Raw genomic sequence first — 19,697 nt, 5'->3', positions numbered from 1 at the left:
GCTTACATGAAGTATTTCAAACGAATCACCTCTTTTTCGGAGAGGTAGCGCCACTCGCTGCGCGGTAGGTCCTTTTTGGTCAGGCCGGCATATTGCACACGGTCCAGTGTTACCACCTCGTAGCCCAAGTGTTCGAATATGCGACGCACAATACGGTTACGACCAATATGGATTTCCAGTCCGAGGAACTTCTTGGAGTCACCTAGCATGGCCACATCATCTACCATCGCTTTGCCGTCTTCCAATTCCACACCTTCCACTACTTTCTGGAAGTCGTCTTTGGTAATTGGCTTATCCAGCTCTACCTGATAGATTTTCTTGATTTCGTTGGATGGGTGCGTCAATTTCTGCGCCAGCTCACCGTCGTTGGTGAAAAGCAACAGACCTGTGGTATTGCGGTCCAGGCGGCCAACCGGGAAAATACGCTCTTTCGAGGCTTTCTCCACCAGGCTCATCACCGTCTTGCGACCTTCAGGATCTTCCGTCGTCGTAATGAAATCCTTTGGCTTGTTCAAAAGCACATATACCATCTTCTCGCGGCTCAGCACTTTCTTGCCGTATGTTACCGTGTCAGAAGGCTGTACCTTGAAGCCCATTTCGGTTACTGCTTCTCCGTTTACTTTGATCTCACCGGACAGAATCAGCTCATCGGCCTCACGGCGCGAACAAACGCCTGCATTGGCGATGTAACGGTTCAAACGGATGCTTCCATCCTCGTCTTCGCCTTTGCGATTAGTTTTCTTGATGCGCGGATTATCCTTGTAACGGCGCAGGTCGTAGTTGGGCGTCTCCGGGTTGATCTCTGAATCAGAGCTGCGGTTCTCGAAGCTACGGCCACGGCGCTCTTCGCCCCCTTTGCTGAACTTATCCCTGCGGTCAAATGATCTGCGCTCGCCACCTTCTCTGCGATCTCTATCACCTCCGAAACTGCGACGCTCACCACCCTCTCTGCGGTCACCTCCAAAAGAACGCTTTTCCCCACGATCGCCACCTTCGCGGCGGTCACCGAAGCTACGGCGCTCTCCGCGGTCTTCTCTCTGGCCACCTTCTCTGCGATCGCCATACGGCTTGCGCTCCCGGTCACCGCCAAATGAGCGGCCTTCGCCTGACTCTCTGCGGTCACCATAAGGCTTTCTTTCGCCACCTTCGCGGCGATCGCCATAGGGCTTGCGTTCTCTATCACCGCCGAACGAACGGCGTTCGCCGCCTTCTCTACGGTCGTTGCCATAAGGTCGACGTTCGCCTCTTTCTTCACGGTTCTCACCGAATGACCGACGCTCACCACCTTCTTTTCTGTCGCCGCCAAAAGATTTTCTTTCGCCACGCTCAGAATCGAAGCGACGCTCGCCTCCTTCTTTGCGATCTCCGCCTTCGCGGCGATCACCATATGATCTGCGCTCGCCACCTTCGTTGCGGTCACCATAAGGCTTACGCTCCCGGTCACCTCCGAAAGAGCGACGTTCGCCACCCTCTCTGCGATCTCCGTAAGGCTTGCGTTCGCGATCGCCTCCGAAAGAACGACGTTCGCCGCCCTCTCTACGATCTCCATAAGGTTTTCTTTCACCACCTTCGCGGCGCTCTCTGTCACCTCCGAAGCTGCGACGCTCGCCACCTTCGCGGCGGTCGCTGTATGGCTTGCGGTCTCCGCGGTCTTCTCTTCTATCGTTTCCGTAAGAGCGGCGCTCTCCGCCCTCTCTTCCTTCGCCTTTATCTCTTCTGTTAAAGATCTTCTTTTCTCCGCGATCGTTGTACGGTCTGCCTGAATCGTTTCTTTCAGACGATCTTCTGCCTTCACCGTTGTTATCGCGTGATGGTCTTTCGTTTTCTGTTGACATTGTATAGAAATTAATGATGCAGTATCGCTACTGTACCTGTGTGTGCAGTATATGTAAGATAGTATACTCTAATGAATAATGAGGGTTCGTTAATCGGCTATTTCGCCAATCATGTTTTCTTCTGAGGCGAAATCCTTTAGCTGCGGAAGGTCTTTGATGTGGTTAATACCGAAGTAATCCATGAATTTTTGAGACGTGCCGTACAGGACGGGTCTCCCAATGGTCTCGGCTTTCCCCTTAATCTCGATAAGTTCTTTCTCCAATAGTTTATGAATGGCGTAGTCACAGCCCACACCACGGATTTGCTCTACGGCCGAGCGGGTGATCGGCTGCTTGTAGGCAATAATTGCCAGCGTCTCCAGAGAAGACGCCGACAATTTCTTTTTTGACTTGTGTTTCAGGTATGTGCTCACCGTTTCCTGGTACTCCGGCTTGGTCAGGAATTGATACCCGCCCCCGATGGCATATATCTGAAAGGCAAAACCTGCGTCGGTCAGTTGCTCGTTGATGTTCTCAACGGCTTCCAACACGTCGCTTACCAGCACCTCCATTTGCAACGACTCCGTAAGGCAGCGCTGAATTTCTTCGATGCTTATTGGCGATTGGGCACAAAAAACCAGTGCCTGAATGTGGTTTTGCAGTATATTCAAGGTATAAATTTACTAGTCTTTACGCTGAAGCTTGGCTTCTATTGTGTGCTGGGTATGCGGCACGGCACGCAGTCTCTCCTTCGGGATCAGTTTGCCCGTCACGATGCAAACACCGTAAGTGCCGTTTTTGATGCGGATCAGCGCATTCTCCAACTGCTGGATGAACTTCATCTGACGCGACGCCAGTTGGTTCAGGCTTTCCTTCTCCGCTGTGTCTGCACCGTCTTCCAATACTTTGGTAGGAGACGCTGTGTTATCGGTGCCCGAGTCGTTTTTGCGGCTCAGGGTTTCTTTGATAAACGCCACTTCCTTTCGCGCATTATTCAGCTTCTCTTGAATGATTGCTTCAAACTCTGCCAATTCCTCTTTGGAATACCGCTGTTTCTCTTCGTTTGTGTTCATTATACTATCTTAGAACTAGGTTATAGTTTTTTGTCTCGCAAGCTAAAAAACCAACCCCGTGTGGAGCATTACTCTCGTGCCTATCAACAGCAACGGGGTAGATTTAGTTTAAAGCTGAAAATTTAAACCCAAAAACCGAACCACTCTGATGTTCAGGTTATTATTTAAGCTAAATTTCGTGCAAAAATAGTAGTTATATCTATACTTTGCTACCTACCTTCTTTATTTAAATTTTAATTTTGTCTTTCCTGAGTTTTGGCTAACCTACTGCAAGACTGGAATGGAAGTTGCTGAAAGGCTATTATAGCCCATCGGTTATACCTAAACAATAAGCTAACACACTCACATTTATGAAAATCAAATTACTATTTGCTGTTGCCGCTGCGGCATTTTTAACGTTCCCTTTGCAAGATGCTAAGGCTCAGGCGCAGCAGCCTAAACGGGCCGTCATCAAGGTGAATCCGCTCAGCGCCTTTGCCCTTACCGGGTCGGGCTTTCTGGAGTATGCGGTTACCGACAACATCAGTGCACAGTTGGGGGCATTTACGACCGGAGCCTCCATTTCGAATGTTAAGTTTAAAGGCTATGGATTCACACCAGAGGTGCGCTATTACTTTTCTGAAAACAAAGCAGCGCCGATGGGCCCATACTTGGCGGGCTATGGCCGCATTCAGAACTTTAAGCTAACCGTGGAAAAGCAAGACGAGAATGGCCGTGACTACAGCGCCACCTATGCCCCGATCGGTGGTGGCGTTGCTATCGGTAACCAATGGATCTTTAACAGTGGGTTTGCGCTCGATGTGTTCTTGGGGGCTGGCTATAATGGAGGCAACCTTAAAGTGAATGTAGGAACCGAAGAAGACTTTGACGCTGGCATAATCGGCGACATGATTTTGGGTGGAGGATTTGGCTTCCGGCCAGGTATAACACTAGGGTATAACTTCTAGGCATAGCTTTTTACCTATATCACTCTGCGACCTGGCTGACCATTTCAGGTATACGCTATACCTCTCTGCAAGGCCCTTCGGCTATACCTGTTAAAGGCAAGAGGCCCGATTCATCTAATGAGTCGGGCCTCTTGCCTTTGTAATTGTGTATGCCTTAGAAACTCAGCATATGGATTGCCGCTGCCGCTGCTTCCACGCCCTTGTTACCGTGTTTGCCACCTGCTCTGTCCAATGCCTGCTCCAAGTTATTGGTGGTCACCAAACCAAACGAAACCGGCTTGTTGAATTTCAGCGACACGTTGGTTAGCCCGTTGGCCACTGCGTGGTTGATGTAGTCATCATGCTTTGTGTCGCCTTTGATAACCACGCCAATGCAGATAACAGCGTCTATTTCTTCCTGCAGGGCCAGGAACTGCGCTCCAAGTGTCAGTTCAAAACTGCCGGGCACGGTATTCCGGAAGATGTTCTCTTTTTTGGCTCCATGTTGTAATAAGGTGTCAATGGCACCTGCACAAAGCACATCGGTAATTTCATTATGCCAATCAGCCACTACGATACCGAATTTTTTATCTGATATATCTGCAAAGCTGTCTTTCTTATAGTCGTTCAGGTTCTTTAAAGAAGTAGCCATATACTTAATTGTTGATTGTTAATTGGTTGATTGTTGGGCTCACAGGTATAGCGCTTATACAGAAAGCCTTGTTAGCTTAAAAAAAGAAGCGCTTCTGCCGGTGAGACAAAAGCGCTTTTATGAATCAGGAATATACCTGCTTATACCTTAGTTGGCAGTTCCGGCCAGTGCCTCTGCGCGGGCCTTGTATTTCTTGGCGTCCGTTACTTCAGCTGATGTTACAAAGTCTTTGATGATCTTGTCGTAGCTATCAGCAGCGGCCTTAAAGTCATTTGCTGCTTCAAAAGCGATACCGGCCTTCATCAGGTACTGTGGCGAGAAATACTGGTTGCTGTTGTGGTTGGCAGCTTTGTTATACATGTCGGCTGCTTCCTTATACTTGCCTTGCTCAGAGAGTGCGTCTCCTACCAAGCTGTAAGCACGCGCCTGGAACAGGAAGTCGTCAGATTTGAAGTCCTCCAAATGAGACTGCGCCTCCGCAAAGTCACCCTGCTTCAGTAAAGCAACGCCAGCGTAGAAGTTAGCCAGGTTACCGGCGTCAGTTCCGCTATAGTCATCCGCGATCTTCAATAAGCCATCATACTGACCGTCGCCATTCAGGGCTTTGTTCAGTGAGTCGGCCTCAAAGTAATACACCGCCTGGAACATCGCTTCCTGTGCCTCCTGGTTCTGGGAGCTGCGGTAGTTATAGTATAGGAAACCTGCAACAACAATAGCGGCAATGGCGGCAAACACACCGAGCAGCTTGGTTTTGTTTTTCTTCACAAAGTCCTCCGACTGTGCCAGGCGGTCTGCCAACACATCCGGATTCTCTACCAGCTCCTCAAACTCGCTGTGCTTCTGTACTGTCTCTTTTGCCATCAGTATTAATCAATTATAAATTCAAAATTAGAAATTAAAAGTCATTAGAAACAACAATTATAACACTCAAACACAAAATTTATAATTTTTAATTCCTAATTTTTACTTAAAAGCTCTTTTTTAGTCCATTATGTATGGATAGTCCGGCTCTACGTAGATGTCAGTATAAAGCTCCGACGGGTCTGGGTAAGGAGACTCCTCTGCAAACTTCACGGCCTCAGCAACGATCTGCTTTTGTTTATCGTCGATCTCGTCCAGTTTCTCTTCTGTTGCCCATCCATTTTTCAGGATAGTCGCTTTTACAGATTCTATCGAGTCGCGGCCTTTGTAGTCTTCCAGCTCCTCTTTGGTTCTGTACTTGGCAGGATCCGACATGGAGTGGCCTTTGTAACGGTAGGTCTTGAACTCCAGCAAAGTAGGTCCCTCGCCAGCACGGGCACGCTCAGCAGCTTTCGCCACAGCGTTGTGCACGTTCTCTACGCTCATGGCCTCAACCGGCTCCGATGGCATCTCATAGGCATGGCCCAGTTTGTACAGATCGTTCACGTTAGAGGTACGCGTTACCGAAGTACCCATCGCATAGCCATTGTTCTCGATCACAAAAATCACAGGCAGTTTCCAGGTCATGGCCATGTTCAGGGCCTCGTGGAAAGCGCCTTGACGCACCGCACCGTCACCCATGTAGCAGATGCATAGTTTGCCTGTTTTGTTATACTTCTCAGCGAAGGCCAGACCAGCGCCCAGTGGCACCTGACCACCTACGATACCGTGTCCGCCTACAAAGTTCACTTCTTTGTCGAACATGTGCATGGAGCCGCCTTTGCCTTTAGAGCAACCGGTAGCTTTGGCAAACATTTCGGCCATTACAGCGCCTGGCGATGTGCCGAGAGCCAGTGGGTGTGCGTGGTCGCGGTAAGCGGTGATCCACTTGTCGCCTTTCTCAAGGGCTGTTACAGCACCAGCCACACAGGCTTCCTGACCGATGTACAGGTGGCAAAAGCCTTTAATTTTCTGCTGGCCATAAAGCTGGCCTGTTTTTTCTTCGAAGCGGCGGATGAGTTTCATGTTCTCGTACCACCACATGTAAGTCTCTTTTGAAAATGTTGGCTCAGCCTGTACCTTTGCTTTCTGCGACTTCGCTTTTGCCTTTTCTTTCGTATCAGCCATGGGTATTTGTGTATCGTTATGGTTGTTCGTACAGCTTTTTTAGCGAGATTCGGGCCGCAATGGACGGCAAATCAGCTTACTGACGGGTTTTAGCATGCGAAATTAAGGAAAAAGTAATCAAAGAAGAAACTAATGCTCCTCGAAAATCTAAGTCTGCTGTTTTTCAAGAACTACGACGAAGCTAACATTAGTTTCTCGCCGCATATCAACTGCTTTATCGGTGACAACGGCAGCGGCAAGACCAACCTGCTTGACGCCATCCACTACCTTTCCATGACGCGCAGTGCCTTCAACAGCTCCGATGCCCTCAACATTAAGCAAGGAGAGGATTACTTTATGGTGAAGGGGCGTTTTATGATCGACAGTGAGAAGCACACGGTGACCTGTAGTCTGAAGCAGGGCCAGAAGAAGTCGATGGTGCACAACAAAGTGGCATACGAGAAGATGAGCGACCACATCGGCCGTTTTCCGGTGGTGCTGATCTCACCTTACGACACAGATTTGATACGCGAAGGCAGTGAGGAGCGCCGCAAGTACTTCGACAGCCTGATCTCGCAGCTTAACCATACCTACCTGGAGCAGCTCATCCAGTACAACTACATCCTCAAGCAGCGCAACTCGCTGCTCAAACAGTTTGCCGAGCGCCGCTACTTCGACCGCGATTACCTGCACATCCTCAACGAGCAGTTGGTACCGCTGGGCGAGCAACTGGCGCAGGAGCGCATGGCTTTTCTGGAAACCTTCGTGCCGGTGTTTCAAAAGCACTACCGCCATATATCGGACAGCAGCGAAACCGTGACGCTTACCTACAAAAGCCAGCTGCCTGGCTCCAATTTCGCACAACTGCTAGAGCAGGCCGAGCAAAAGGACCGCACCCTGCAGCGTACCACCGTGGGCACGCATAAAGACGATTTCGTGTTCCTGATGGACGGCAACCCTGTGAAGAACTTTGGCTCCCAAGGCCAGCAAAAAAGCTATGTAATCGCCCTCAAGCTAGCGCACTTCGAAGTCATGGACGAGCGCCAGCATCACAAGCCCCTTCTCCTCCTCGATGACATCTTCGACCGCCTCGACGAGAAGCGCATCACAAAGCTCATGCAAATGGTCGCCGCCCATACCTTCGGCCAGATTTTCCTGACTGACACCCATCTGGAGAGGACCGACAAAATACTCGAGAACCTATCGGACCAGATTCGTAGATTTGAGGTGAAGGAAGGGACGGTCACTCTAATTTCTTAATTGTTGATTCACATGAAATTTTCTGACAGGATAGGTGTAACTAAGCCAAAAACTTTTGTCCAATTAAATGGAATGGATGAAAGCTTAAAAAATTGTCTTTGGAATGTATTTCTAAAACATATAAGTTATTCGATTGAAGAATTATATGAAGAAATAATTGGTGACTTTTTTAAAAGGCCGGTTAAAAATTCAGAATGGGATGATTTTGCTTTATTTAATCGAAATAAGTACTGTTTGGAAGAAATTGAAAGGCTCTATTTCGCATTAGAATGGTTTGATATTTATAATTTTATCGAGTTTATTCCTAACACTGATTACTTCCGTAACGCCACATCCTATAAAAAGAACCACAAGAAAAATTTTATTGCCGATTGCAATAAGTATCTAGCAAGAGAACTTTCGGGATATAGATTTATAAATACCTACTTAGTCCCGATTACGAATGATGCAGAAATAAAATCAGTTGAAGATACTTTTGTTTTATCCGAAACTCACAAAAATCTTAAAGGAATAAAAATTCATCTAGAAACTGCTCTTGCCACTTTGGCAAATAAGAAGAGCCCTAACTATCGCAATTCTATAAAAGAATCTATATCAGCTGTTGAGACTGCATGCAGAATATTAACAGGTGAGTCAACTTTGGGAGACGCCTTAAAGAAGCTAACATATAAGAACATCTACATTAATAATGAAATCAAAAGTGGCTTCGTAAAGCTATATGCTTATACTAATAGTAAAGAAAATGGTATAAGACATGCAATTGTTGATGAGGTCAAAGAACCTGATTTAGAAGATGCCAAATATATGTTAGTTTCTTGCAGTGCTTTCATAAACTATGTAATAGGGAAATCGGCTTTAGGTAACCAAATCTAAAGTCACTGTAGATTCAGTAACTTCACCCACTCAAAGATTCACTCATTCACTCATTCACTCAAACACTCATTCAAAAATCAACCACCCCCGTGCGCTACTACAAGAAGAAAGAGGAGATTGCGAAGCGAAAGGCTGACGTGCAGACCATCGGTGACAGCATCAAAGGGCTGTTGAAAGCTTACCGGCTGCAAGGCAAGCTTAATGAAGTGGACCTGGTGCAGCGCTGGGAGCAGATTATGGGCAAACCGATTGCCATGAAAACCAAGGAGCTATATTTTCGGGACCAGAAACTGTTTGTGCGCCTTACCTCCGCCCCACTCAAACACGAACTCAACATGAGCAAGAGCAAAGTGGTGGAGCTTCTCAACAAAGCCATGGGCGATGAGGTGGTAAAGGAAGTGGTGTTTTTATAATTGCTATACCTAAGGCTAGGCATCCATTGCTATCGTCTTCGCATCCCATTTAAGGTATAGCCCCGTATACCTTGCCAAAACTTACTGCGCATACCCATGGCTATACCTGCATTCCGACCTGTCTCCTATTCCCGCACCACCCTCACCGAACTCATGATTCCGAGCTATGCCAATTTTGGCGGCAAGATACACGGGGGCATTCTGCTCTCCCTCATGGACAAAGTGGCCTATGCCTGCTCCGCCAAACACGCGGGCAATTATTGCGTGACGGTGACAGTGGACGGTGTGCATTTTCTGCAGCCGGTGGAAGTGGGCGAACTGGTTTCGTTGCTGGCCTCCGTGAACTATGTGGGCAACACCTCGCTAATGGTAGGTATAAAAGTGATCGCCGAGAACGTAAAAACCGGCACGGTGAAGCATACCAACACCTCCTACTTTACCATGGTGGCCAAAGGCGACGACGATAGACCCGCTCAAGTACCTGGTCTGACGTTGGAGGATCGCGATGATGCCAGACGCTTTCTGGAGGCCATTAAACGCCGCGAACTGGCGCAGCGCTACCAGTCGGAGTTTGCCGAAGCCAAGACGGTAATTGCCGTGGAACAGGAGTTGCACAAGCTGGAAGGCGAGCGCTGCCGGCTGGCATTTTTGTAGGCCTGTCTTCCTTTCCTGCCCATTGCTGCTTATATTTAGCATCTTATTCTAACCTATTGAGCATTCAAATCCCTCACTTATCACAAATGACTTACAAAAGTAAATTCACCCGACTGCTGGCACTTTGCATGCTGGCAGGGCTATACCTTACCCAATCCGTTGCTGCGCAGGCTCCCGCCACTCACGACGAAGAAATACAGAAAATGGTCAGCGAAGTATCGGCCGAGAACCTGCGGACTTTAGTGGAAAAGATGGTTTCGTTTGAGACCCGCCATTCCCTGAGCTCTACCACCGACAAGAAAAGAGGTATAGGCGCCGCCCGTGTGTGGGTGAAATCGGAGTTCGAGAAATACGCCAAGGCCTCTAACGGCCGCATGACCGTGGACATGGACCGCTATACCGTGAAAGCCGACGGCCGTCGCATTCCGCAGGACGTGGAAATGGCCAATGTAGTCGCGACACTTAAAGGCTCTGACCCAACCGATAACCGTGTGATCATTGTGAGCGGTCACCTCGACTCCCGCGCCACCGACGTGATGGATGCCAAAAGCAAGGCTCCCGGTGCGAACGACGACGCCTCAGGCGTGGCCATTGTGATGGAGATGGCCCGGGTAATGGCTTCGCGGCAGTTCCCGGCTACGCTCGTGTTTGTGGCTTTTCAGGGCGAAGAACAAGGCCTGTATGGCTCCCGCCACATGGCGGAGCGTGTGAAAAAAGAAGGCTGGAACCTGGTGGCAGTGCTCAACAACGACATTGTGGGCAACTCCTATTCCGCTGAAATGGGCATTCACGACAATACCCGCGTGCGCGTGTTCAGCGAGGCCACGCCATCCAACGAAACCGAGGAGCAAGTCCGTTTGCGCCGCACACTGGGCTCCGAGAACGACGGCCCGAGCCGCAACCTGGCCCGCTACATGAAAATGACGGGCGAACAGTACGTGGACCAGCTTGAAGTCGTGCTGGGCTACCGTCCGGATCGTTTCCTGCGTGGTGGCGACCATACGCCATTCAACCAGCAGGGCTTTGCGGCGGTGCGCATGAGCGAGATGAACGAGGACTTTGACCACCAGCACCAGGACGTGCGCAAAGAGAATGGCAAGCAGTTCGGCGACCTCACAGAGTTTATGGACTTTGAGTACCTGCGCAAAAACACAGCCGTGAATCTGGCCACGATGGCGAACCTGGGCATGGCGCCGCAGGCTCCCGAAAATGTGGGCGTCATCACCTCTGGCCTGACCAACAAAACCGACCTGAAATGGGACGCACCGGCCAAGGGCAAGAAACCGAGCGGCTACTACATCCTGATGCGCGAAACCAGCAGCCAGACCTGGGACAAGAAGTTCTTCGTGAAAGACACCAAAGTAACGCTGCCCTATTCCAAAGACAACTACTTCTTTGCCGTGCAGGCCACCGACGCGCAAGGCCACACCAGCCTGCCCGTGTTGCCTGTACCGGTACGTTAGGTATAGCTACGTCTCATAAGTACAGCGATTCCTTCACTCCTGACTGTGCTTGCTACTTTTGCAGCCCGGCCATTTTCAGGAACAGTAACAACCAAAAAGGGCAGCCCATCGAGCTGCCCTTTTTTGGTTTATATGCGGTTGTATTCTCTTCTTACATTTTGGAGATCTTGGCCGCTGCCGACACGTTGGACGAAACACTGGGGCTGCCTTTGTAGGCTACCTTGGTGGCACCCGAGGCATTCACGTTCAGTTCATTCTTTGCGTATACCTTCACGTCGCTGGCTCCGCTGGCTTCTACACGCACACGCTTGGCTTCCAGTTCCGTAGCATCCACTTTCGAGGCGCCCGACATATCCATTCGCACCTCGTCAGCCACACCGCTTAGCGTCACTTTGCTGGCTCCGCTCATGTCGGCGACCAGTTTCTTTGTGTTAATGGCCAGTGTTACCTTGGAGCCGCCGCTCAGGTCCAGGTCAAAAGCATCGGCTTTGAAAGTAGACTTGCCTACCAGCTTTACACCGCCACTGATGTTCACTTTGTTCAGCTCCCTGACAGTTACATATGCTTTCAACCCTTTATTGGTGCTGATGCCTCCCTCGTTGTAGATGTGCAGCACGCCGTTTTTCACTTCCGTTTTGATACGTTCGTGCAGGTTCTCCTGTGCTTCTATCCGCACGCCTTCCTTACTGCCTTGAGTTAGCTCCACTGAAAATCCGCCACTCACATCTATCCCTTTAAAGCCAGAAACGCTTCTGGTTTGAGATACGACTTCTCCCTCCCCGTTTATATGATTCCGCTGCGCCATGGCCGGCAGATTTAACAGCGAGAGGGCCGTTGCAAATACAGAAAGTACGATCGTGTAGAATTTGATAGTGTTCATAGTTTTATTTGATTTAGGTTTCCTATTTAAAAAAGGCCATCAAGGTTCTTCCGACCCTGCCTTTGGACTAATAGATGTCAGAAAACCAGAATAGTTGCCTCCGTCTCAAAATAAAATGACGCAATCCGGCTTTTTAATGCAGAGGACTGTGCAAGGTTGAGATTAAAGGTATAGCCAGGTGCTCCTATACCTTCAGGAGTGGGTGTCGCGCGTGCGCAACGGCTGGTTGATGGTGAAAAAGAAGAGTGCCCCACCGCAGGTATAGGCCACTGCATCGAGCCAGTCGGCGGTGTGCTTCGGGGAGAATGGAGGAAGCACCAGCTCAAAGAAAAAGGCGAAGGCCGCTACTGCGCCTGCCACCCAGGTCCAGGGCAGGACAAAACTGCCGTTACGAAAGTAAGCCCGCTCGGCGGCCAATATCAGTGTCAATACCATGGGCATGGCCAGCAGGTCGTCGAGGTAACTGAAGAGCAGCGGAATGAAAACATGGGCCAGTTCCAGCGCCTGGTTCACCATGAAAAGGAGAACACAAATAAGGTAAACCGGGTGCCGCAGAGTCCGCATACCTTCTGCTAAACAGCCACTAGCCCGATTGTGAGCATGATCAGGCCCAGTATAGCCAGGAAGATTTCTGTAGGGGTCAGCTTTGGCATTTCCCACTTCTTTTTTTCGCGCTTGGGCAGGTACTGTCCGCAGTTGGGGCAGCGGTTCTTATGAGGCACCTGCTGTCCGCAATGCGGACAGGTGATCAGGTTTTCTGCAGCGTCTCTGTAGGGCACGGTCTGGTTAATTTGGTTCTTTACAAGTACAGCTTAACAGAAGGTTGGGTTATACAGGAGGCTTATTCCTGCTTTGTGCTGATGAGCACCACGCCATTTCTTGCTCTCTCTCCATATAATCGCACTGCTGCAGAGTCCTTCAGAACTGTTACAGATGCTATATCATCAGGATGAAGGTCTAACTCTGCCTGTTCCATATTCTCCTGTACGGCGCCGTCTATAACAAACAAAGGCCTTTCTTGACCAGTTGGATACTCTGTGCCTTGCCAATGCTCAGAACCGGGTGTGTCTGCTACCGGATCTCCCTCCTTCCCTTCACGCAGATACTGAAGCTCCTTCACGTACGTGCTGATGGCCCACAGCACCTGCTGTTGTTTGGGGTGCATCCAAGGTTGGTTGCTCTTGATGTCGTCGCGCATCATCTCATAAGACTTTTTGCGCAGGCGGGTATAGTTGAGCAAGATCTCCACCTCTTTGGCTTCCCGCTCACCCAGGTCCGGCATTTCCTCCAGCTCCATCAACTCCCTGATGCTTTCATCCCAAAAGCCAATACCTTCCTCCAGACCGCTCACATAACGGCCTCCGTTAGCCAGGCTGGCTGTTTTTTCCATCTCCTGCAGCACCTCCATCGCTCTCTGTTCATGTATGCCGAAATCCTCCAGCATGGTCAGGTATTTGGCATTAGCCACCGGTATCTGAAAGTAAAGCCCTGTGAAAGCCACCAGAATGATGACCGTCGTAAGTGCAGTGCCCAGCATATTGTAGCTTTGCGCGATATACCTGCCGGAACGCATAAGCAGTACGCCACCGAAAATAATACCCAGCACCAACCCGCCGATATGGGCGGCGTTGTCAATACCGCCTTGGAGGCCAAAGAGCAGGTTAAAGGCAATCACGCCCAGCATGTTGAGTACCATGCCTTTCTTCTCTTGCCAGCTCATTTCCCGTTCCAGCAGTATCATCGTCATGAACATACCAAACATGCCGAAAATAGCTCCCGAAGCACCGGCACTTATGCGCAACTGATCCCACCACAAACTTACCAGGCTGCCGGCCAGCCCGCACAGGATGTAGGCCACGATAAATTGCTTCCGGCCCACCAAGGGCTCCAGCACGCCTCCTATATTGGCCAGCGCATACATGTTTACCAGCAGGTGGATGATGCCAATGTGTAGGAACATGCTGTTGAGCAAGCGCCACCACTCGCCCGTCAGGGTATAAGGCCCGAAATTAGCACCTACGGCTATCAGGTCCTGCCCATCCGGGGACAGCACATGCATGCCGGACAGTGCCAATACCACAAATACCAATATGTTGAGGTTGATCAGGATAGGTGTGACAAAGTAATGCGGCCGCGGAACGAAAAGCGTCCAGAAGTTTTTCAGTTTGTCGGAAAAGGAGGTTGGAGCTGGTTTTTCTGTCTCCGGGTTGATGCGTTGCTGCTGCAGCGAATATTCCTGCAGGGCTTCCTGTTTTATGTGTTCCAGATTCGGAACGTGGAGGTTTCTCTTTTCGATTTCGTCGATAACGGCCAGTATGGCTTCGGCCTCGTAGCTTGCGCGTTCTTCAAAGATTTGCAGCAGTTTGTTGTCCTCTTTTTCGGAGACAACGGCGGCATACTTGTTTTCTTCCATTTGCTTTCTGTCGTGCTGGTAAAGTTAAGGATTGCCCCTTACAAACCAAGGCCAGAAGCAGCCAGGAAATGCCTAGCGGGTTTGGGCCGTCACCGGTTTTCCCAAGAGCACAGCAGCCACCAGGCCAATGGCATACAAAAACCCAAGCGACAGAACGTCGTGCAAAATCAGCGTCTCATGCCGTAGGTAATGCATAAGCACTGCTAGCAGGAAAATAGCTGTTGCGAAGATCGCATTTGTGTAGAGTTGGCGCATACAGATACATATTAATAGTCCACAAAATTGATATATCGCTATACTTATTAATATCTAAATTAGTTTAGGTATTTTAAATGTATGAAATTCAATTCACTATCCAAACTATATGTTGTCAAGGTTTTAGGCCCTTAAAACCTTAGGCTCTTTTATGGGGTAAAACCTCTCAAAAAGCCTTATGCCTGACACTAATACAGATCAAGCCTACTATAAAATTATACAGGGCCAAAGCCCCCTCATTGCCACCGCCATACACGACGGTCATACCGTACGCGAAAACATCCGCAACCTTTTCTCGCTTTCCGAAGGTGAGCGCCTGCGAGAGGAAGACCCCTTCACGGCAGGCTGGGCAAGTATAACCGACAACCAGATCATTGGTTTGAACTCCCGCTTCGAAATGGACCTGAACCGCCCCCGTGAGAAAGCCATCTACCGCAAGCCCGAGGACGCCTGGGGCCTCAACGTGTGGAACGGCGACCTGCCAGAGGCACTGGCGCAGGAATCGCTGGCCCGCTACGACCAATTTTACGCCGATGTTAAAGACATGCTGCAAGGTATAGTGGACCGCCACGGATGCTTTGTGGTATACGACCTCCATACCTACAACCACCGCCGCAACGGAGCCGATGGCCCGGAGGCTAACCCGGATGAAAACCCCGAAGTGAACCTGGGCACCGGCAACATGAACCGCCAACTCTGGGCACCTGTGGTAGATGCCTTTACCCAAAGCCTGCAGGGTTACGATTACCAGGGCCGTCACCTGGACGTGCGCGAAAACGTGAAATTCGAAGGCGGCCATTTCATGCGCTGGATCCACGACACGTTCCCGGATCGCGCCTGCGTCATCTCCATCGAGTTCAAGAAGTTCTTTATGGACGAGTGGACCGGTATACCTGACCAAGCCCAGTTACAGGAAATCAGGAAAGCGCTGCTGCATACCATAGAACCGGTACTGGCAGCGCGCGAACAGGTATGCAACACCTTATCGGCATGACAGAAGCAATCACCGACGTTTTCATAAAAAGTGTTACCCGGACGCTGAAACGGGGTCGGCAGGTACGGCGCCGGCTTCCGGATGGCGGCCTGCTGCACATCGACAGGCCATTGCCTTTCCTGGTGCTGTTCAGGCATCCTGCTGGACAACCCGATCATGCTACCGCAGATTTTGTGAAGGCAGAAGCCTCCTACATTATTGCCCGCGAAGAGCAAACGCCCGGAATACGCCTGCTAGTGCGCGAGATCGCCAAAGTTATGGCCGACGAATTTGGCGCTTTTATGGTGCTGGAACTTTTTGCCGCCCCCGATATTGCCGCCGCCGATAGTCCTACGTTCCGGGTACTGGGTCCGGAGCAGGCGCTGCCGGCCACTATCCTTACCCTAAGGCAGGAACTGAGCAGCATTAAGATCGGCAATCTGCCTGTAACCGTTGACACTGCCTCTAACCATGCATTGCTACAAGGTCCCAATAGCCTGATGGGCGAAGAGGAGCTCAAGCAGCACAGCACGCTTATGCTGGGCCTCGAACTGAAACCTGTCTACCGTCAGGCTGGATCGGGGCAGGTATACCCCCTGTTGCTGCGCACCTTGCGTGCCCATGTTTCCAATGCCATCAAAAAAGCCGTGTTCGACTTTGTGCGGGTGCAGACCTCGCACCAGCCTAAGCACTTTCAGGCCCTGGGCAGGCAGGCTGTGGTGCCCGCTGTGTGGCGCATCGACAAACAACTCACCGCTATCAGCGACCAATTCCGGTTTCTGCTGCTTGTCACGCCTGTCAATGCCGACGAGGCCTGGGAGGAGTTCCGCAAGAAGAAATTCAAGGAGCAGCCCGCCTTCCATTACCGCCTCATGCCCGTGGACGCCGACCTGCTCAAGCGAGAGCTATACAACATCCCGATCGAGAAAGTGGAGGACCCGACACTAGCCTTCCTCTTCCGGGACAAGCGCCACGAACTGGACAAGACACTCTCCATGCTGGCCGACCGCAACACGCCACATTTTCTGTATAGCAGCCTGCAGCTGTTCGGTGGCGTGGATGATCACCTTTTAAAAGTGGCCGAAGGTATACTGGCTGCCATACCTGAGCCCATGCGCAACCACGATGCCCCGCTTATACCTGTGGAGGAGTTTGCCGCCCTGGCCGAACAAGAGATCGCATACCTGAAAAGCCAATACCCCCAGCTTGACTCCGGCGTCGACATCCGAAAGGATATTGTGGGATTGATCGTATCCAAAGGCAGGCTCAACATCGGCACCGATGCCAAGATACCCCGCAGTCGGGCGCAAGCGCTTATACAGCATGAAGTCGGCACGCATATTCTCACTTATTTCAACGGAAAGGCGCAGCCCCTAAATCAATTATATGTAGGGGTGCCCGGTTACGAAGAGCTGCAGGAAGGATTGGCCGTGCTGAGCGAGTACCTGGTGGGCGGGCTGGACCAAGACAGGTTGCGCATTCTGGCGGCGCGTGTCGTGGCGGTGCACCATCTTACCAAAGGTTGCAGCTTTACCGACAACTTCTGCCGCCTCAAAGAGGATTATAACTTTGATGATGAAACCGCCTTTAACGTGGCCATGCGCGTGCACCGGGGCGGCGGACTTACCAAAGATGCCGTATACCTGCGTGGCCTCGTGCACCTGCTACAGTACCTCAAAGAGGGCAATGACCTGGAGCCGCTCCTGATCGGAAAGATCCGCCAGGAGTACATTCCCATCATTCAGGAACTGATATACCGCAACGTATTGCGACCAGTGCCGATTCGCCCCCGTTACCTCACCGATCCGGCCGTGAAACCTAAATTGGAAAAACTAAAAGCAGGCATATCAGTATTTAACTTACTGGAAAATTAGTACTAACATATATTGAGATACTTAACATGACTATAGGATTCGTAGTAAACGATGTAAATACAGAAAAACCCTCCCACACCACTGTTTTCCTGGCGCAGCGCATGCACAACATGGGCCATACCGTGCTTCTGATGGGCGTGGGTGACCTGGCCTATTACCCTGACGGGTACATGGGCGCCACCGCGGCTCTTGCTGACGCCAATCATAAGTACAAGTCACCGGCCACCTACCTGGAGGCCATACAAAGCGGCAAGATCAAAAGAGTGCGCGTGACGGCCCCGGAACTTGACGTGCTGATGCTCCGCAACGACCCCTCCTCAGAAGGCGAAGGCAGAGGCTGGGCTCAAAATGCCGGCATCATTTTCGGTCAGCTGGCTCTGCGCCACGGCGTGATTGTGCTCAATGACCCGACCTCCCTCTCCGATGCGGTGAACAAGATGTACTTCCAGCATTTCCCGGAGGCGGTACGGCCACGCACACTCATCACCCGAGACAAAGACGAGATCAAGGAGTTTTTCAACGAGCAGAAGAACAACATCATACTGAAGCCGCTACAGGGTTCCGGTGGCTCGGGTGTGTTTATGGTGAAGAAGAACGATGCCACCAACCTGAACCAGATCGTTGAGGCCATCAGCCGGGATGGTTACGTGATTGCGCAGGAATACCTGCCGCAGGCCTCAGAGGGCGATGTACGCCTCTTTGTGGTAAATGGGGAAGCACTGCAGTACAAAGGCAAATACTGCGCCATGCGCCGCGTAAACAGCAAAGACGACATCCGCAGCAACATACATGTGGGAGGTTCTGCCGTGGCCGCCAAAGTGGACCAGACCATGCTGGACCTGGTGGAGCTGGTGCGCCCCAAACTGATTCAGGACGGTATGTTCATGGTCGGGTTAGACATTGTGGGCAACAAGCTCATGGAGATAAACGTGTTCAGCCCGGGCGGCATGCCGATATCAAGTGAGCTCGAAGGCGTGGATTTCTCTATACCTGTGATCGAGGCGCTGGAGCGCAAAGTGCATTACAAAAAAACCTACGGTACGCAGATTGACAACAAGACCGTGGCGATGATCTAATTAGATCCTTTATAAATCCTGAAAATAAGACAAGGCGATCGGGTGAGCTGCTATAACTGCAGCATACCCGATCGCCTTGTCATTTTATTTATACACAAAAGGGATAAACTAGCTGCATCCGGCGCCTAAACACCGCTGGAACGAAATGGTCAGTTGAGGAGAAAACACAGCACTTTTGAGGGTAACCAGGGTAGCTGAAGCAGGAAATTTGAGACTAGAATAAAAATTATCAGCCTGACTATCAAACATATACATAAAATGCAAAAAAATTTATCGGCTTTGCTTTCTTTTAGAGAAACAAAACTATAATTTTGCACCCGATTTGAGAGAGACACATATTTCGGAAAGCTAATATGAAAATAAGTTTTCAGCCATGCAAGTCTCCCTTCGATTTTTTGACAAGATTATTCGCTACATACATAGCGATTATTGAAAAAATGATATAATTACTGCCCCGGCAGGTATAAAGATAAGGTTAGTTAAAGTTTAGATTAGTTTGTTTTAAGGTGAGAGAAGGCCCCAGTCATTTTGACGGGGCTTTTCTCATTTCAGGGCTTTCCCAGATCGTCTAATTGGCAGGATAACACAATCTTCGGCAATAGTTTAATCAGGAAGCAGTTTAAGCATACAACACATAGGCCACCGCCACCGCGATAGGTATAGCGGCCAGCAACAGCTTGAGTATCAACCCCGGTGAGGGAGTTCCCCTTACCCAGGACAACTCCGACTTAAAGACATAACGCAGGCTGGTCATCAGAGTAACCATAGCCAGCAGACCGGCTACCAAATGAATGATGGCAATGGTTGTGTCAAATGCTGTATCCTGGCCCATGCTGTGCTCGGCGGTGCGCAGGTTCCAGTAAATGAGCACCAGCAGACTAGGTATGGATAAAAGTGCCCCAACCCGCATAGTGAACAGCGTGAGCCACGACGAAAAGCCGAATAACGGGACCGCCGCCGCCAGCCCCATGGTCCTGTAAAACAAGGCATCGTCGCCTGACAAGTCTGTATACAACAGAATCAGGAGGGCGTGGGCAAAGCCTGTCAGGAAAAGCAGCAGGTACCGGGTCATAGGGTACTATACTGCCAAA

The 19,697-nt window shown here is 50.4% G+C and carries 21 protein-coding genes; 9 read left to right on the top strand and 12 right to left on the bottom strand.

Translation table 11 applies throughout. The features are described 5' to 3' along the window. Positions 1-2: 2 nt before the first annotated feature. The 3 genes from H9Q13_RS09845 to H9Q13_RS09835 all read right to left on the bottom strand — a co-directional run bounded on the left by H9Q13_RS09845 (position 3) and on the right by H9Q13_RS09835 (position 2,887). The gene (locus H9Q13_RS09845) at positions 3-1,835 is read right to left on the bottom strand and encodes a pseudouridine synthase (RefSeq protein ID WP_191183624.1); all 1,833 of its coding nucleotides are present in this window, start codon (positions 1,833-1,835) and stop codon (positions 3-5) included. Positions 1,836-1,924: 89 nt separating this feature from the next. Then, the gene (gene scpB, locus H9Q13_RS09840; RefSeq protein ID WP_191183623.1) at positions 1,925-2,485 is read right to left on the bottom strand and encodes an SMC-Scp complex subunit ScpB; all 561 of its coding nucleotides are present in this window, start codon (positions 2,483-2,485) and stop codon (positions 1,925-1,927) included. Between the two features lie 12 nt (positions 2,486-2,497). Further along, a complete protein-coding gene (locus H9Q13_RS09835; RefSeq protein WP_191183622.1) occupies positions 2,498-2,887 on the bottom strand; it encodes a TraR/DksA family transcriptional regulator in 390 nt (129 codons plus the stop codon). 350 nt (positions 2,888-3,237) lie between these two features. Here H9Q13_RS09835 and H9Q13_RS09830 point away from each other — a divergent pair, with 350 nt between their 5' ends. Then, complete coding sequence (locus H9Q13_RS09830; RefSeq protein WP_191183621.1) at positions 3,238-3,834, top strand: DUF3575 domain-containing protein; 597 nt, start codon at positions 3,238-3,240, stop codon at positions 3,832-3,834. 154 nt (positions 3,835-3,988) lie between these two features. Here H9Q13_RS09830 and ribH read toward each other — a convergent pair whose 3' ends face one another. From ribH to pdhA, 3 genes are all read right to left on the bottom strand, one after another. Next, the gene (gene ribH / locus H9Q13_RS09825; RefSeq protein WP_191183620.1) at positions 3,989-4,465 is read right to left on the bottom strand and encodes a 6,7-dimethyl-8-ribityllumazine synthase; all 477 of its coding nucleotides are present in this window, start codon (positions 4,463-4,465) and stop codon (positions 3,989-3,991) included. A 147-nt stretch (positions 4,466-4,612) separates the two neighbouring features. Continuing rightward, positions 4,613-5,326: a tetratricopeptide repeat protein gene (locus tag H9Q13_RS09820; RefSeq protein ID WP_191183619.1), complete on the bottom strand. Its 714-nt coding sequence runs from the start codon at positions 5,324-5,326 to the stop codon at positions 4,613-4,615. Between the two features lie 120 nt (positions 5,327-5,446). Further along, complete coding sequence (gene pdhA, locus H9Q13_RS09815) at positions 5,447-6,493, bottom strand: pyruvate dehydrogenase (acetyl-transferring) E1 component subunit alpha (protein ID WP_191183618.1); 1,047 nt, start codon at positions 6,491-6,493, stop codon at positions 5,447-5,449. Between the two features lie 132 nt (positions 6,494-6,625). On the opposite strand from pdhA, the gene recF reads away from it, so the two are divergent. The 5 genes from recF to H9Q13_RS09790 all read left to right on the top strand — a co-directional run bounded on the left by recF (position 6,626) and on the right by H9Q13_RS09790 (position 11,135). After that, on the top strand, positions 6,626-7,732 hold the full coding sequence (gene recF / locus H9Q13_RS09810) for a DNA replication/repair protein RecF (RefSeq protein WP_191183617.1): 1,107 nt from the start codon (positions 6,626-6,628) through the stop codon (positions 7,730-7,732). A gap of 12 nt (positions 7,733-7,744) precedes the next feature. Next, complete coding sequence (locus H9Q13_RS09805; protein WP_191183616.1) at positions 7,745-8,605, top strand: AbiJ-NTD4 domain-containing protein; 861 nt, start codon at positions 7,745-7,747, stop codon at positions 8,603-8,605. A gap of 89 nt (positions 8,606-8,694) precedes the next feature. Further along, positions 8,695-9,018, top strand: a complete 324-nt coding sequence (locus H9Q13_RS09800) for a DUF721 domain-containing protein (RefSeq protein ID WP_191183615.1) — start codon at positions 8,695-8,697, stop codon at positions 9,016-9,018. 96 nt (positions 9,019-9,114) lie between these two features. After that, positions 9,115-9,672 carry an acyl-CoA thioesterase gene (locus tag H9Q13_RS09795; protein ID WP_191183614.1) on the top strand — a complete coding sequence of 186 codons (558 nt, stop codon included), beginning with the start codon at positions 9,115-9,117 and terminating at the stop codon, positions 9,670-9,672. An 86-nt stretch (positions 9,673-9,758) separates the two neighbouring features. Further along, the gene (locus tag H9Q13_RS09790; RefSeq protein ID WP_191183613.1) at positions 9,759-11,135 is read left to right on the top strand and encodes a M28 family metallopeptidase; all 1,377 of its coding nucleotides are present in this window, start codon (positions 9,759-9,761) and stop codon (positions 11,133-11,135) included. A 151-nt stretch (positions 11,136-11,286) separates the two neighbouring features. Here H9Q13_RS09790 and H9Q13_RS09785 read toward each other — a convergent pair whose 3' ends face one another. The 5 genes from H9Q13_RS09785 to H9Q13_RS09765 all read right to left on the bottom strand — a co-directional run bounded on the left by H9Q13_RS09785 (position 11,287) and on the right by H9Q13_RS09765 (position 14,683). After that, positions 11,287-12,015: a head GIN domain-containing protein gene (locus H9Q13_RS09785; protein WP_191183612.1), complete on the bottom strand. Its 729-nt coding sequence runs from the start codon at positions 12,013-12,015 to the stop codon at positions 11,287-11,289. 192 nt (positions 12,016-12,207) lie between these two features. Then, the gene (locus H9Q13_RS09780; protein WP_191183611.1) at positions 12,208-12,579 is read right to left on the bottom strand and encodes a magnesium citrate secondary transporter; all 372 of its coding nucleotides are present in this window, start codon (positions 12,577-12,579) and stop codon (positions 12,208-12,210) included. 8 nt (positions 12,580-12,587) lie between these two features. Continuing rightward, the gene (locus tag H9Q13_RS09775; protein ID WP_191183610.1) at positions 12,588-12,794 is read right to left on the bottom strand and encodes a hypothetical protein; all 207 of its coding nucleotides are present in this window, start codon (positions 12,792-12,794) and stop codon (positions 12,588-12,590) included. Between the two features lie 62 nt (positions 12,795-12,856). Continuing rightward, on the bottom strand, positions 12,857-14,428 hold the full coding sequence (locus H9Q13_RS09770; protein ID WP_224744196.1) for a rhomboid family intramembrane serine protease: 1,572 nt from the start codon (positions 14,426-14,428) through the stop codon (positions 12,857-12,859). A 72-nt stretch (positions 14,429-14,500) separates the two neighbouring features. Continuing rightward, positions 14,501-14,683: a hypothetical protein gene (locus H9Q13_RS09765; protein ID WP_191183609.1), complete on the bottom strand. Its 183-nt coding sequence runs from the start codon at positions 14,681-14,683 to the stop codon at positions 14,501-14,503. 178 nt (positions 14,684-14,861) lie between these two features. On the opposite strand from H9Q13_RS09765, the gene H9Q13_RS09760 reads away from it, so the two are divergent. Genes H9Q13_RS09760 through H9Q13_RS09750 form a run of 3 tightly spaced genes read left to right on the top strand, consistent with a single transcriptional unit; the run spans position 14,862 to position 18,606 of the window. Next, the gene (locus H9Q13_RS09760) at positions 14,862-15,677 is read left to right on the top strand and encodes an N-formylglutamate amidohydrolase (protein ID WP_191183608.1); all 816 of its coding nucleotides are present in this window, start codon (positions 14,862-14,864) and stop codon (positions 15,675-15,677) included. Beyond that, the gene (locus tag H9Q13_RS09755) at positions 15,656-17,530 is read left to right on the top strand and encodes a flavohemoglobin expression-modulating QEGLA motif protein (protein WP_191183607.1); all 1,875 of its coding nucleotides are present in this window, start codon (positions 15,656-15,658) and stop codon (positions 17,528-17,530) included. The genes H9Q13_RS09760 and H9Q13_RS09755 overlap by 22 nt, the downstream gene beginning before the upstream one ends. 26 nt (positions 17,531-17,556) lie before the next feature. Then, positions 17,557-18,606: a glutathione synthetase gene (locus H9Q13_RS09750; protein ID WP_191183606.1), complete on the top strand. Its 1,050-nt coding sequence runs from the start codon at positions 17,557-17,559 to the stop codon at positions 18,604-18,606. A gap of 619 nt (positions 18,607-19,225) precedes the next feature. On the opposite strand, the gene H9Q13_RS09745 is transcribed toward H9Q13_RS09750, so the two are convergent. Beyond that, on the bottom strand, positions 19,226-19,678 hold the full coding sequence (locus tag H9Q13_RS09745; protein ID WP_191183605.1) for a hypothetical protein: 453 nt from the start codon (positions 19,676-19,678) through the stop codon (positions 19,226-19,228). Positions 19,679-19,697: the final 19 nt, after the last annotated feature.

It is taken from the genome of Pontibacter aquaedesilientis (genome assembly GCF_014773225.1).
Lineage (GTDB): Bacteria > Bacteroidota > Bacteroidia > Cytophagales > Hymenobacteraceae > Pontibacter > Pontibacter aquaedesilientis.
The sequence above is the reverse complement of the archived record's forward strand: the minus strand, read 5'-3'. Positions and strand labels throughout refer to the sequence as shown.

Bases quoted from the DNA above. Each gene is read 5' to 3' on its own strand.
- H9Q13_RS09845 (WP_191183624.1), bottom strand. From the start codon at position 1,835: ATGTCAACAGAAAACGAAAGACCATCACGCGATAACAACGGTGAAGGC.
- H9Q13_RS09835 (WP_191183622.1), bottom strand. From the start codon at position 2,887: ATGAACACAAACGAAGAGAAACAGCGGTATTCCAAAGAGGAATTGGCA.
- H9Q13_RS09830 (WP_191183621.1), top strand. From the start codon at position 3,238: ATGAAAATCAAATTACTATTTGCTGTTGCCGCTGCGGCATTTTTAACG.
- ribH (WP_191183620.1), bottom strand. From the start codon at position 4,465: ATGGCTACTTCTTTAAAGAACCTGAACGACTATAAGAAAGACAGCTTT.
- H9Q13_RS09820 (WP_191183619.1), bottom strand. From the start codon at position 5,326: ATGGCAAAAGAGACAGTACAGAAGCACAGCGAGTTTGAGGAGCTGGTA.
- pdhA (WP_191183618.1), bottom strand. From the start codon at position 6,493: ATGGCTGATACGAAAGAAAAGGCAAAAGCGAAGTCGCAGAAAGCAAAG.
- recF (WP_191183617.1), top strand. From the start codon at position 6,626: ATGCTCCTCGAAAATCTAAGTCTGCTGTTTTTCAAGAACTACGACGAA.
- H9Q13_RS09805 (WP_191183616.1), top strand. From the start codon at position 7,745: ATGAAATTTTCTGACAGGATAGGTGTAACTAAGCCAAAAACTTTTGTC.
- H9Q13_RS09795 (WP_191183614.1), top strand. From the start codon at position 9,115: ATGGCTATACCTGCATTCCGACCTGTCTCCTATTCCCGCACCACCCTC.
- H9Q13_RS09790 (WP_191183613.1), top strand. From the start codon at position 9,759: ATGACTTACAAAAGTAAATTCACCCGACTGCTGGCACTTTGCATGCTG.
- H9Q13_RS09785 (WP_191183612.1), bottom strand. From the start codon at position 12,015: ATGAACACTATCAAATTCTACACGATCGTACTTTCTGTATTTGCAACG.
- H9Q13_RS09780 (WP_191183611.1), bottom strand. From the start codon at position 12,579: ATGCGGACTCTGCGGCACCCGGTTTACCTTATTTGTGTTCTCCTTTTC.
- H9Q13_RS09770 (WP_224744196.1), bottom strand. From the start codon at position 14,428: ATGGAAGAAAACAAGTATGCCGCCGTTGTCTCCGAAAAAGAGGACAAC.
- H9Q13_RS09765 (WP_191183609.1), bottom strand. From the start codon at position 14,683: ATGCGCCAACTCTACACAAATGCGATCTTCGCAACAGCTATTTTCCTG.
- H9Q13_RS09760 (WP_191183608.1), top strand. From the start codon at position 14,862: ATGCCTGACACTAATACAGATCAAGCCTACTATAAAATTATACAGGGC.
- H9Q13_RS09755 (WP_191183607.1), top strand. From the start codon at position 15,656: ATGCAACACCTTATCGGCATGACAGAAGCAATCACCGACGTTTTCATA.
- H9Q13_RS09750 (WP_191183606.1), top strand. From the start codon at position 17,557: ATGACTATAGGATTCGTAGTAAACGATGTAAATACAGAAAAACCCTCC.
- H9Q13_RS09745 (WP_191183605.1), bottom strand. From the start codon at position 19,678: ATGACCCGGTACCTGCTGCTTTTCCTGACAGGCTTTGCCCACGCCCTC.